At 57.6% G+C, this 12,199-nt stretch carries 11 protein-coding genes; all 11 read right to left on the bottom strand.

Annotated elements, in window-relative coordinates; all coding sequences use genetic code 11:
* Positions 1 to 6 precede the first annotated feature (6 nt).
* The 11 genes from rpsB to GXN74_RS00105 all read right to left on the bottom strand — a co-directional run bounded on the left by rpsB (position 7) and on the right by GXN74_RS00105 (position 12,169).
* Positions 7 to 750, bottom strand: a complete 744-nt coding sequence (gene rpsB / locus GXN74_RS00155) for a 30S ribosomal protein S2 (protein WP_162368886.1) — start codon at positions 748 to 750, stop codon at positions 7 to 9.
* Between the two features lie 144 nt (positions 751 to 894).
* On the bottom strand, positions 895 to 1,518 hold the full coding sequence (locus tag GXN74_RS00150; RefSeq protein WP_162368885.1) for a chemotaxis protein CheC: 624 nt from the start codon (positions 1,516 to 1,518) through the stop codon (positions 895 to 897).
* A 48-nt stretch (positions 1,519 to 1,566) separates the two neighbouring features.
* A complete protein-coding gene (locus GXN74_RS00145; RefSeq protein WP_162368884.1) occupies positions 1,567 to 1,932 on the bottom strand; it encodes a response regulator in 366 nt (121 codons plus the stop codon).
* 106 nt (positions 1,933 to 2,038) lie between these two features.
* Positions 2,039 to 2,806, bottom strand: coding sequence for a GTP-sensing pleiotropic transcriptional regulator CodY (gene codY / locus GXN74_RS00140; RefSeq protein WP_162368883.1), 768 nt, complete (start codon positions 2,804 to 2,806; stop codon positions 2,039 to 2,041).
* 88 nt (positions 2,807 to 2,894) lie between these two features.
* Positions 2,895 to 4,964, bottom strand: coding sequence for a type I DNA topoisomerase (topA, locus tag GXN74_RS00135; RefSeq protein ID WP_162368882.1), 2,070 nt, complete (start codon positions 4,962 to 4,964; stop codon positions 2,895 to 2,897).
* A 30-nt stretch (positions 4,965 to 4,994) separates the two neighbouring features.
* On the bottom strand, positions 4,995 to 6,095 hold the full coding sequence (gene dprA / locus GXN74_RS00130) for a DNA-processing protein DprA (RefSeq protein ID WP_162368881.1): 1,101 nt from the start codon (positions 6,093 to 6,095) through the stop codon (positions 4,995 to 4,997).
* Between the two features lie 21 nt (positions 6,096 to 6,116).
* Complete coding sequence (locus GXN74_RS00125) at positions 6,117 to 7,352, bottom strand: peptidoglycan bridge formation glycyltransferase FemA/FemB family protein (protein WP_162368880.1); 1,236 nt, start codon at positions 7,350 to 7,352, stop codon at positions 6,117 to 6,119.
* On the bottom strand, positions 7,352 to 8,509 hold the full coding sequence (alr, locus tag GXN74_RS00120; protein WP_246208538.1) for an alanine racemase: 1,158 nt from the start codon (positions 8,507 to 8,509) through the stop codon (positions 7,352 to 7,354). The genes GXN74_RS00125 and alr overlap by 1 nt, the downstream gene beginning before the upstream one ends.
* Positions 8,509 to 9,222, bottom strand: coding sequence for a TraX family protein (locus GXN74_RS00115; RefSeq protein WP_162368878.1), 714 nt, complete (start codon positions 9,220 to 9,222; stop codon positions 8,509 to 8,511). The genes alr and GXN74_RS00115 overlap by 1 nt, the downstream gene beginning before the upstream one ends.
* Positions 9,219 to 10,766, bottom strand: coding sequence for a YifB family Mg chelatase-like AAA ATPase (locus GXN74_RS00110; protein ID WP_162368877.1), 1,548 nt, complete (start codon positions 10,764 to 10,766; stop codon positions 9,219 to 9,221). Before GXN74_RS00110 ends, GXN74_RS00115 begins: the two co-directional genes overlap by 4 nt.
* Before the next feature lie 110 nt (positions 10,767 to 10,876).
* Positions 10,877 to 12,169 carry an O-acetylhomoserine aminocarboxypropyltransferase/cysteine synthase family protein gene (locus GXN74_RS00105; RefSeq protein ID WP_162368876.1) on the bottom strand — a complete coding sequence of 431 codons (1,293 nt, stop codon included), beginning with the start codon at positions 12,167 to 12,169 and terminating at the stop codon, positions 10,877 to 10,879.
* Between the last annotated feature and the right edge of the window lie 30 nt (positions 12,170 to 12,199).

Below are 12,199 nucleotides of genomic sequence, written 5' to 3'. Positions count from 1 at the left end.
GATTGATTACGCTTCTACTCCAACTTCTTCAGCAACTGCTTCGGCCAGGGGCTCTTCACTCATGGAAGTCCCTTGGTTGGCTTCGATGACGGCGTCGGCCATCTTGGAAACGATCAGCTTGACAGCTCTGATGGCGTCGTCGTTGCCCGGAATCACGTAGTCGATTTCTTCCGGATCGCAGTTGGTATCTACAATGGCCACAAGAGGAATTCCCAGGATATGGGCTTCTTGGATGGCAATCCTTTCATTTCTGGGGTCTACGATGAAAATCACATCGGGCACGCCCTTCATGTCCTTGATTCCACCAAGGTTCTTTTCCAATTTGGACATTTCCAATTTCAATTTGATGACTTCCTTTTTGGGAAGCAATGCGAACGTGCCGTCCTCTTCCATTTTTTCCAGTTTCTTCAAACGTTGGATTCTGGCTTGAATCGTTTTGAAGTTTGTCAGCATTCCACCCAGCCATCTGTTGTTGACATAGTACATGCCGCATCTTTCGGCCTCTGTCTTGATGGCGTCCTGGGCTTGCTTCTTGGTACCCACAAAAAGGATGGTTCCGCCGTCAGCGATGGTGTTCTTCACCAGCTCGTAGGCCGTGTCGATCATGACCGTCGTCTTCTGCAGGTCGATGATGTAAATCCCATTCCGCTCGGTGTAGATGTACTCGGCCATCTTGGGGTTCCATCTTCTTGTTTGGTGTCCGAAATGCACACCGGCTTCCAACAGTTGTTTCATCGAAATTACGCTCATTTTTATTCCTCCATTTGGTTTTGTCTTCCGCTTCCTTCATTTCACCCCCAGACCGCTAGGCACCATGGGTTTGATCGGGAAACGTGCTCTTTTCCTCGGAAATTATATCACAGTGGTCAAGCAATTGCAAGAAGGAATCTGCACTCAACTGCCGGTGCTGGACAGCATCGCCAGAACCGAAGCCTTTTCGGGCAGGAAAAGGAAATCCCCTTCGAAAGTCCTCTCCTCGTCCCAAACCCTTGTGTGGGCGCAGAGCACCTTCCCCTCCGGATCCGCCATCCCCGCCAGCGGTTTCTCCAACACCTTGTGGAGTTGGTCCGCGGATAGGGCGGGTCGGCTTCCGATGATCTTGAGGTTGGTCAGGCAGGATACGGCGACCAGATACACCTTGGACATCCGGCGCAGCGTTTCCTTCAATGCGTCCATTCCCGGCTCCAGGACCGCCGTCCCCTGGGTCTCCCGCTGCTCTTGCATCCGACGCTGGAGTCGGACGGCCGAATCCTGTCCCAGCAGCACCAGGAGCCTTCCCTTGATCTCCCCTTCCACGTGCAGGGAAAAGGCGAAGACCCTTCCGCTCCCCCCTCCCAGGATTTCATGGAGCTCCACAGCCGTCGCCAGCGCCACGTCTGTGACGCCCATGCGGATTGTCTGGTGGGTCCGCTGGTAGAGCTCCGTCACGGCGTTCCCCGTGCCGATGGATGCGGCTTCCCGCAAGACCTCCCAGGACTTTTCCTCCTGCAATCCGATTCCATCCCATTCCTTCATCATACCTACCTTCTTTCCTGCCGGCCTATGACCGCCGGAAAACCTTTTGCTTCATCCGGTTATTTTCGCCACCGCCTCGATGACCCTCTCCGCCTGGAAAGGTTTGACGATGAAATCCTTGGCTCCCGCCTGTATGGATTCGATGACCAAAGCCTGCTGCCCCATGGCGGAACACATGATGATGCTTGCTTCGGCATCCAGCTTGCGGATCGCCCTTACCGCTGCGATCCCGTCCATCTCCGGCATGGTGATATCCATGATGACCAGATCCGGCTGCAGTTCCTGGAAGAGCTCCACGGCCCTGATTCCGTTTTCCGCCTCCCCAACGATGGTGTATCCATTCTTGGCAAGGATTTCCCTTATCATCATCCGCATGAACGCGGCATCATCCACAATCAATATGTTTTTTCCCGCCATACCGTCCCTTCTCCTTTTCCACTTGAAAAAAGCCCGCCTGTCCACCCATAAGCCGCTCCTGCCAGGGAGCTTCTTCATCCACCGGGCGGACAGGAAGACCATCTCGTTACAGTTTATTGATTTCGTCCAGAAGTATGTCGTTGATCACCTTGATATAGGTTCCCTTCATGCCCAAGGACCTTGATTCGATGACGCCGGCGCTTTCGAACTTCCTAAGGGCATTGACAATCACGCTCCTTGTTATTCCCACCCGGTCTGCCACCTTGCTCGCCACCAGGATCCCCTCCGGCCCGTCGAGTTCCTCGAAAATGTGCTTGATCGCCTCCTGCTCGGAAAAGGAAAGGGTGCTGATGGCCGATTTCACAACATTGGTCTTCCTGGCCTCCTCCGAATTCTCCTCATTGATGGAGCGCATGATCTCCAACCCCACCACCGTGGCACCATATTCTCCCAGGATGATATCCTCGATGTCGTAGCCCTCCTGTTGCCTGTAGAGGAAAAGGGTTCCCAAACGCTCTCCGGCGATGTCGATGGGCACCACCATGCCGATGTAGTTTCCGGTCGTCAACCCCGGATCGAATCCCAAGGTCGCCAGATTCACATTCTCCTTCGTCGACAATATGTTCAACAGCCTTTCGTTCAGCTGTTCGTCGATGAGGTTTCCAATTTCGTCCACCAGAAGCTCGTCAATGGAATCGATGACAGAACGGTCGTACACAGCTAGGAGCTTGCCTTTCTTGCTAAGGACCAGCACATTGGATTCCAGAATGTCGCTCATGACTTCACAGATGTCCGTGAAAATCACCCTCTGTGTTCCGGTCTTTTGCAGCAACTTGTTTATCTTCCTTGTTCTGTCCAATAATTGAACGCTCACAGTCCTGCCTCCTTTCAACCCTGTATAATCATATTATAGTACATAATTAGCGTCTATTCAAGGTAATCGAGCAAGTATTTAGAATCTTCTATTCACTTGGTTGCCTTTCCATCACATGTTTGCATTCCGGATTGATGCACATGTGCTTCTTTCCCTTTTCCACCATCATGGATCCGCACTGGGGACATTGGATGTCCGTAGGTTTGTCCCAAGTCATGAAATCGCACTCTGGATTGTTTTCACAGCCATAGTACCTGCGTCCCTTTTTTGTCTTTTTGATCATGACCGCTCCCCCGCATTTGGGGCAAGCAACATCATCGACCTTTTCAAACAGGGGTTTTGCGTTCATGCATTCCGGAAATCCGGGGCAGGCCAGGAATTTCCCGTACTTGCCCATCTTGATCACCATGTTCCTGCCGCATTTTTCACAGGGGATGTCGGTTTCCTCATCCTTGATCTCGATTTTGTCGACTTCCAACTGGGCCTTCTCCACAAGGGCGTCGAATCCCGGATAAAAATCGCGGATGACTTCCTTCCATTCCAGCAGGCCCTCCTCCACCGTATCCAGCTTGGCTTCCAACTGGGCGGTGAATCCGATTTCCACGATATCCCCGAAATAGCTGATCAAGATGGAATCCACCACTTCCCCCAGTTCCGTGGGGAAAAGCTGCTTCTTCTCCTTGGCCACATAGCCTCTGGAAAGGATGGTGGAAATGGTGGGGGCGTAGGTGCTCGGCCTTCCCACCCCATTTTCCTCCAGCGCCTTGACCAGGCTTGCCTCCGTGAATCTGGGAGGCGGCTGGGTGAAGTGCTCCTTCGGGTCGACTTTGAGCATCTCCAGGGAGGCGTCGTCCGAAAGGTCGATGTACTGGGCATGCCCCTCCTCGTCCTCGATGTCGTAGACCTTCAGGAAACCGTCGAACTGGAGGCGCGTAAGGCTGCTGGTGAAAAGATAACCCGCACAGCCGATCTTAACGGACTTGGTCTCATACCGGGCCTTCTGCATCCTGCTGGCCACGAAGCGGTTCCAAAGCAGGGTATACAGCTTCAACTGGTCCCTGTCCAGGGAGTCCTTGATGTCTTTCGGCGCCAGTTCCACATAGGTGGGCCGGATTGCCTCATGGGCATCCTGGACCCCCCCCTTCTTCTTGTCCGTCTGCACCTCCGCATTGGGGTATTCCTGCCCATAGGTCTGCCCGATGTATTCCAGCACGTTTTCGTGGGCTTCCTGGGAAATCCTGGTGGAATCCGTACGCAGATAGGTGATGAGTCCAACGGTCCCATGCCCCGCCACATCAACCCCTTCGTACAGCTGCTGGGCCACCCGCATGGTCTTGGAGGTGGTGAAGTTCAGTTTTTTCGCCGCCTCCTGCTGCATGCTGCTTGTCGTGAACGGCAGGGGGGGCTGCTTGCTCCGTATGGAGTCCTTCACGGAAAGGATGGTGAACGGTTGCCCCTCCATGTCCTGGAGGATCTTCTTCACCTGTTCCTCCGTTTCCAGTTTCACCTTCTCTTCCAGGGTCCCCTGGAATTTGGCGTCGAAGGCATCCTTCTTCCCCTGCTCCCGCAATCGGGCGTCGATGGTCCAGTAGGCTTCCGGAATGAAGTCCTGGATTTCCTTCTCCCGGTCGCAGATGAGTTTCAAGGCCACGGACTGGACCCTTCCCGCACTCAGCCCCTTTTTGACTTTCTTCCATAATAATGGACTGATCTTGTATCCTACGATCCTGTCCAGAATCCTTCGGGCCTGTTGGGCGTCCACCAGCGACATGTTTATTTCCCTGGCTTCCTTTATGGAATTCTTGACCGCCGTCTTCGTGATTTCATTGAAGGTGATCCGGGCGCACTTCTCCTTGTCCGCCTGCAGGGCCTGGAGCAGGTGCCAGGAAATGGCCTCCCCTTCCCGGTCGGGGTCGGTGGCCAGATAGACTTTGTTGGCCTTTTTCGCCTCCTTTTTCAACTTCGCCAAGAGGTCGCCCTTCCCACGGATGGTGATGTACTTTGGTTCAAAGTCATTCTCTATATCCACCCCCAGCTGGCTTTTCGGCAGGTCCCGAATGTGTCCCATGGACGCCTCGATCGTATAATTGGGGCCCAGGAACTTCTTAATTGTTTTTGCTTTTGCAGGTGATTCCACAATCACTAAATTCTTTGACATAAAAACCTCCACGTCGTACCATCCACCGGATTATGGACATCTGACATAGTATCGGTTGGGCAGCGCTTCCACAAGCGCCTTCAACTCCAACTGCATCAGGCATAGCATCAAATCACCAATCTGCAATCCCGTAATTGATAAAATTCGATCCAGAAAAATGGGTTCTAAACTCATACAAGAATAAACCATTTTTTCCCTTTCATCAAGTGTTTTTTCTATTTTTTCTGAATTCTCCCCTTGTTTCCCCGCTCCTATCCCCAGTTCCTCCAGGATGTCCTCCACCCCCAGGACCATCTTGGCGCCTGCCTGGATGAGCCTGTTCGCCCCTTCGCTTTGGGCGTCGTTCCATCTTCCGGGAACCGCAAAAACATCCCTTCCCTGCTCCAGGGCGTCATGGGCCGTGATCAGGGAGCCGCTCTTGTGCGCCGCCTCCACGACCACCAGTCCCCGGCACAGCCCGCTGATGATCCGGTTCCGTTTTGGAAAAAGCCCCGGCACCGGCTTTGCATGGACCGGTTCCTCCGATAGGACCGCACCCTGTCCGATGATCCGCTCCATCAGGTTCCGGTTGGAGGGCGGATAGCATTCCAGGACACCGCTTCCCAACACTGCCACCGTCTCACCACCCCCTTCCAGCGCTCCCCAGTGGGCTTCCCCGTCGATCCCCACCGCCATGCCGCTGACTACGCAGACCCCCCGTTTGGCCAGTTCCTTTCCCAGGATGCGGGCCGTTTGCCTTCCGTACTGGGTGGAGCGCCTGGATCCCACGATTCCGACCCGGAGATCCGCCTTCGGCCATGTCCCCCGGAGATACAGCACATGGGGAGGCGCATGGATTTCCCGGAGCTCGCGGGGATACTCCGGATCCTCCAGGGAGAGCGTGCGGATTCCTTGCTCCAGGAGCCCCCCGTGGTACCTCTCCACGGCCGCAAGGTTCTGCTTGCTCCTTTTCAGCTCCTCTTCCAGCCCGGCAGCCCCCATGCGGTTGGATTCCAGGAAGTCCAGCAGCACCCTGTCCTCAAGAAGAAAAATGGCCTCGGGTGAAAGGAAGGTTTCCAGCAGAAACCTTCTCCTCCGATACCCGAGGCCTTTGATGTTTGTGAACCAAAGCCAATATATGTTGTTGTCCATCTTGCCCCCCGTGCCTTCCGGCTATCTTCCGAGCCTCTTCAACTTGCGGACCCCTGCCTGCACCATGGGCACGCCTATTTCCCAAATCCGGTACCACGTCTTGGACACCGGAAGGTCGAATTCGCCTATGTATTCCACGAACTCCCCGTTGAACCCCCGCTTGAAGCGGTAGAGGCCGTAGAGATGGTTGTTCGGGTCCAGGTCTCCCGAAATCCCCCGAAAATCGTACAAGGTGCATCCCAAATCCATGGCGTCCTGGATCATCTTCCACTGGATCAGGTAGTTGGGCATCAGGTTCCTGTAGAGGTTGTCGCTGGCTCCATACAGGTACCACGCCGTCTTTCCGTTCACCAGCAGGATGGTTCCGGAGACAACGACACCGTCCGGATGCTGGGCCAGCTGGGCCTCCACCTCCGCCTTCTGGGCCTCCAGCTTCTCCAGCGCCTGTGGATCCACCTTGGTCTTGCGCCGCATGGCCTCCAGCTCCTCCTCCAGCGTCTTCAGCGCCTTCCTGATGTTGTACCGGGCCATGTAGAGCTTCATCTTCCCCGCAGGCACCAGGATGTCGTACATGTCCTGGAAATACCACAGCGGCCGGGTGAGGAAACTGTCCCTCTCTCCCGTCACCCGCATGATCCTCTCGAATTCCACCAGGTCTTCCCGGTTTCCTTCATGGATTTCTATGCCCTTCTTCTCCGCCAGCTTAATGTTGTACCTGGTCTTGTGGTGGAAACTGGCCAGAAGCTCCTCCTTGCCCTTCCGTATGTCCAACTGGAACACGAAACGGGGCTGGACACCGTCGAAGTCCAGCTTGGTCCCTTTGTGGATGTATCCCAGGCTCTTCAGGAACTCCACCAGCGGTGTGTTGTCCAGGCCGCCCTCCACCAGGTTCCCGTCGATGTCATGCTGCCGGTAGGGGACCGCCGGGTCGATTTTCACAAGGATGGCGCCTGTCTTCTGGGCGTATTTCCGCACGGCCTGGGTGAAGTTCCGCACCAGACCGTGGTCGCTGTAATCCAGAACGAATCCCCGGGGGGAGTAGAGGATGCTCTTGCCCGGAACCGGCAGCTTTCTGCGCAGCAGCATGGCGGCTGCGGCCATTTCCCCCTGCCTGGTCATCCCCACAAGCTCATGGCTCCATTCCCCCTTGCTTTTCAGGCGCCCCCATTCCTCCGACTGCAGCGCCTCTCCCATGGGGTGTGTTTCGTTGAAACGGGCGAACCGTACCGGGTCCAGATTTTCCATGAATTCCATCATCACTCTTCCTCCTTGCTGTAGATGCGTCGCACCGATTCCTTCAGGTACAGGGGGGCTTGGCGTATTTCCACCGCATCCCCCAATTTGAACCGCCGGAAGGCCTTTTCCTCCGGAAGCCCCAGGTCCACCAGGGTGAACTGCATTTGGACGGGACCTGCCACCCGGAGCCCTTCCTTGCCTCCCACCAGGTTCGTCCGGCCCAACAGCTTCCGCAGGACCTTCTTCAAGGACTGCACAAGTCCCGGAAGACCGGACACTCCTTCGGTTCCCCTTTCCAGTCCCACGCCTTCATAAATCCCCCCATCCAGGACCGCCAGGGTGGTGGGGCGCTTGACCCTGTAGGAAAGTCCATATCCCGCACATTCCCCCGCCTCCACCGTCTGGAAGCCTACAATCCTTCCGTAGACCCGGGCCGCTTTGGAAAGCCCTGCCCTGGTCCTGCTGTTGCAGGGTCCGAAGAGGCCGTTTCCGATGCGCACCATGTCCAGCTGGGATGCCGGAAAATCCAACGCGTTTTCACTGTTGGCCATGTGGAAAAGCACCCCTTCCTCCAGCTCCTTCCGCCATCGGGCTTCCACCTCGGAAAAGACCGCAAACTGCCGGCGGACCCTGGCTTCCCCCTTGGGAAAAGTCCCGCCGAAATGGGAGTAGACGCCTCTGACCTGGACTTTCGGCTGCCTCCCCACGGCTTCCAGCACCTTTTCCATCTCCCGGGGCTGGAACCCGAACCTGTGCATGCCCGTGTCCACCTTCAGATGGACCTCCAGCGGAGCATCCGCGCCTTCCAGCTGGGATTCCAGCAGCTCCAAAGCGCTCCAGGAGCCGATGGTGGCCTGGAGGCCCGCACCCTGCAGGGTGCGGTAATCCTCCACCGGCCCCAGCACCAGCACGGGTTTGACGATTCCAGCCTGCCGCAGGGCAACCCCCTCTTCCAAAGTCCCCACGCCGAAACAATCCACCCTGTCCTGGACCGCCCGGGCCACGGGAACCATCCCATGCCCGTAGGCATCGCATTTCACGACCGCCATGAACCGGGTGCCCGGGTCTTTCAGATGCTTTCTAAGCACCTCCACATTTTCTCCAATCCTGTCCAAATCCACTACGATTTCCATCCTGTTCGGCCATGGCGCTGTGCCATGGCTCCTCCTTTCCCTCATCAAAGATGCAGCCGACCCATCCTGTCCACCAAGGCAAGCAGCAGCAGGTGTCCCGGATAGAACACATAGAAGGCGTACTTGCCGAAGGCTCCCGTTTCCTTCCTCTCCCGCACCCCCTTGTAGGAAAGGAGGGGTACAAGACCTACGGTGGAAAAGAACTGGATTCCGAAATTCCCATAGTCCACAAGGCTCCGCAGGTCCATCAGCAGCATGGTCCCCAGATAGGCCCCCGCCTGCCGCAAGGGCACCCCCCTGAAAAGGTGCAGCAGGAAAATGGCCAGCACCCCGAACCCGCCGTAGTCTGTCCGGAAGAGTTCCGCGCACCCCATGGCCAGCAGAGGCCACAGCTGCCGTGCCGGGCCTTTTCCCCTGCTCCATCCCAGGATGGCCAAAAGGCCCAGGAGCAGGGTGAAGAACACGTTCTGGTAGGAAGGGTGGAAAACCGTCCCGAAGAAATACCAGTCAAAAGGGATTTCCGAAACCAGCGCGAACAACCCCAGCCTGCGGGCGTATTTCCATGGGTTCCGGGTATGGCAGGCCCCTTCGGCGATGAAAAAGGCGATGATGGGAAAGGTGATCCTGCCGATCAGACGCAGGACGATGAACTGGGGCAGCAGCACCGCCCCCACATGATCCAAAAACATGGCCCCCATGGCCAGCGCCTTCCATTGACTCCTGTTCCAACCCATCCCGTCCTCCACCTTTCCGCTCATCTTTCTTCCATGTCCACATGTCCCTTGGCCCAGCAGTTCCTGTCCAGGCTCCGGTACTGCACCGCTTCCGCCACATGCCTTTCCCCGATGGCGTCCGCGCCATCCAGGTCTGCGATGGTGCGGGCGACCTTGAGCACCTTGTGGTAGGCCCTGGCGCTCATGCCGTGCATCGCGAAGGCCTTCTCCAGCAGCCGCCCCGCGGCCGCCTCCAGCAGGCAATGCTTCTGCACCTGCTCCGCCTCCAGGGCTCCGTTGGTGCGCTCCTGCCCGACCCCGTTGCGCACCTGTTGCCGGTGGCGGGCCTGCACCACCCGCTCCCTGACCTGCGCCGATGTTTCTCCCCCGTTCCCCCGGGCCAGTTCCTCGAAGGTCAGCGGCCGCACCTCCACCACCATGTCGATCCTGTCCAGGAACGGGCCGCTGATCCGCTTCTGGTACCGTTCCACCTCTCCCAAGCTGCAGCCGCATTTTTTAAGGTCCGGATAATATCCGCAGGCGCAGGGATTCATGGCGGCCACCAGCAGGAACCGGGAGGGATAGCTGTGCACCGCCCCGACCCTGCTGATGGTGACCGCCCCTTTCTCCATGGGTTGCCGGAGGGACTCCAGCACATCCCTCCTGAACTCCGGCAACTCGTCCAGGAAAAGGACCCCTTGGTGGGCCAAGGTGATTTCCCCCAGTTTCGCTCCCCGGCCCCCTCCCAGCAGGGCGGCCGCGGAGATGTTCTGGTGGGGCGCGCGGAAGGGCCTTCTGGACACCAGGACGCCGGCCTCTTCCAGCTTTCCGGCCACACTGTAGATCCTGGTGAGTTCCATCCGCTCCTCCAGGCTGGGAACGGGCAGTATGGTCCCCATCCGCTCCGCCAGCATGCTCTTCCCCGATCCCGGCGGCCCCACCAGGAGCAGGTTGTGGCCTCCCGCGGCAGCGATCTCAAGGGCCCTTTTCACCACAGGCTGTCCGCGGACCTCCCCCATGTCCGGAAAGTGCCCGGGATCCTTTGGCTTCCCTTTCCCATTCCGGATCCGCGGCGGCTTCCCTCCTGTCAACAGGTCCACCGCTTCCCCCAAGTTCCGGACCCCTACCATGCGCACCCCTTGGAGCACCATCCCTTCCCCTGCGTTCTCCAGGGGCACGTAGCAGGCCTTGAAACCGCTCCTTTGCGCTTCCATGGCCATGGGAAGCACCCCGTGCATGGCCCGCACCTCTCCAGAAAGGGACAGCTCCCCCAGGAATACCCCCTCCTGCAGCCTGTCCAATGGAATCCTCCCCATGCAGGCCAGGATTCCCAACGCGATGGGCAGGTCGTAGACCGGCCCCACCTTCCGAAGGTCTGCGGGGGACAGGTTGACGGTTATCCTCTTGTAGGGAAAACCGTATCCCCCGTTACGCAAGGCGGTGCGCACCCGTTCCACCGATTCCCGGACGGAACTGTCCGGAAGGCCTACGAGGTCGAAGCGCGGAAACCCTTCCGACACATCCACCTCGATGCGGATGATCCTCCCCTCAATTCCCGATACAGACGCACTGCACAGCTCAACATACATGGCTCCCCCTGTTCCGTATCTCCAGGCATAAAAAAACACCGGATGCATAAGCATCTGGTATTTCTTCATTTATAGCTTCTTTATCCATTATAGCACAGTTGTTGCCATAATCAACTGTTTTTTGCCGCCTCCAACGCTTCTGCAAGATCCAGGATCAGGTCTTCCGGATCTTCCGTGCCGATGGAAAGGCGGATCAGGTCTTCCGTCACTCCCGAAGCGGCTTTGGCCTCCTGGGAAAGCTGCTGGTGGGTGGTGCTTGCAGGGTGGATGACAAGGGACTTGGCGTCCGCCACATTCGCCAACAGGGAAAACAGCTGCAGGTGGTCGATGAAGGTCTTGGCGGCTTCCCTCCCCCCCTTGATTCCGAAGGTGAAGATGGCGCCGGGGCCTTTGGGGAAGTACCTGCCGGCCAGTTCGTTGTACCTGTTCCCGGGAAGGCCCGGATAGTTCACCCATTCCACCTGGGGATGCTCCGCAAGATAGGCCGCTATCCTCTTGGCGTTGGATACATGCCGCTCCACCCGGAGGGACAGTGTCTCCAGCCCCTGGAGCAGCAGGAATGCGTTGAAGGGGCTCAGGGCCGCCCCCATGTCGCGGAGCAGCTGCACGCGCATCTTCAGGATGTAGGCGGCGGCTCCCAGGTCCCTTCCGTAGACGATGCCGTGGTATCCAGGATCCGGCTCCGTGAACTCCTTGAACCTGCCCGACGCCGTCCAGTCGAATTTGCCGGCATCCACAACCACCCCGCCGATGGAGGTGCCATGTCCGCCGATGTACTTCGTCGCAGAATGGATCACCACATCCGCTCCGAACCGGATGGGCTGGATCAGATAGGGGGTCCCGAAGGTGTTGTCCACAAGGAGGGGCAGCCCGTTCTCATGGGCGATGGCCGCCACCGCTTCCAGGTCGACCAGGTTGGCGTTGGGATTTCCGATGGACTCCACAAAGACGGCCTTGGTCTTCGGGGTGATCGCCTTGCGGAAATTCTCCACATCATCGGAATCCACGAACACCGTCTTTATCCCATAGCGGGGAAGGGTGTTCTGCAGGAGGTTGAACGTGCCCCCGTACAGGGTGTTGGCGGCCACGATCTCATCCCCGGCGGTGGCCAGGTTCATGACCGCATAGGTGATGGCGGCGGAGCCGGAAGCCAAAGCCAACGCTCCCACACCGCCTTCCAGCGCGTTCACCCGTTCTTCCAGCACCTGGGTGGTGGGATTCATGATCCTGGTGTAGATGTTCCCTGCTTCCTTCAGTGCGAAGAGATTCTCCGCATGCTCGAAGTCCCTGAAGTTGTAGGATGTGGTCTGGTAGATGGGCACCGCCCTGGAACCTGTGGTCGGATCCGGCTTCTGCCCTGCATGCAGCTGGAGCGTGTCGAATTTGTACTGTCTTTCCGCCATAATAACCTCCTTATTCCAAACTATTAATAT

It is taken from the genome of Anaerotalea alkaliphila, from assembly GCF_010179735.1.
Classification (GTDB): Bacteria; Bacillota; Clostridia; order Lachnospirales; family Vallitaleaceae; genus Anaerotalea; species Anaerotalea alkaliphila.
The sequence above is the reverse complement of the archived record's forward strand: the minus strand, read 5'-3'. Positions and strand labels throughout refer to the sequence as shown.

What these genes read in the sequence shown, in the direction of transcription:
- rpsB (WP_162368886.1), bottom strand. Translation starts at nt 750, where the DNA reads ATGAGCGTAATTTCGATGAAACAACTGTTGGAAGCCGGTGTGCATTTC.
- GXN74_RS00150 (WP_162368885.1), bottom strand. Translation starts at nt 1,518, where the DNA reads ATGATGAAGGAATGGGATGGAATCGGATTGCAGGAGGAAAAGTCCTGG.
- GXN74_RS00145 (WP_162368884.1), bottom strand. Translation starts at nt 1,932, where the DNA reads ATGGCGGGAAAAAACATATTGATTGTGGATGATGCCGCGTTCATGCGG.
- topA (WP_162368882.1), bottom strand. Translation starts at nt 4,964, where the DNA reads ATGTCAAAGAATTTAGTGATTGTGGAATCACCTGCAAAAGCAAAAACA.
- dprA (WP_162368881.1), bottom strand. Translation starts at nt 6,095, where the DNA reads ATGGACAACAACATATATTGGCTTTGGTTCACAAACATCAAAGGCCTC.
- GXN74_RS00125 (WP_162368880.1), bottom strand. Translation starts at nt 7,352, where the DNA reads ATGATGGAATTCATGGAAAATCTGGACCCGGTACGGTTCGCCCGTTTC.
- alr (WP_246208538.1), bottom strand. Translation starts at nt 8,509, where the DNA reads ATGAGGGAAAGGAGGAGCCATGGCACAGCGCCATGGCCGAACAGGATG.
- GXN74_RS00115 (WP_162368878.1), bottom strand. Translation starts at nt 9,222, where the DNA reads ATGAGCGGAAAGGTGGAGGACGGGATGGGTTGGAACAGGAGTCAATGG.
- GXN74_RS00110 (WP_162368877.1), bottom strand. Translation starts at nt 10,766, where the DNA reads ATGTATGTTGAGCTGTGCAGTGCGTCTGTATCGGGAATTGAGGGGAGG.
- GXN74_RS00105 (WP_162368876.1), bottom strand. Translation starts at nt 12,169, where the DNA reads ATGGCGGAAAGACAGTACAAATTCGACACGCTCCAGCTGCATGCAGGG.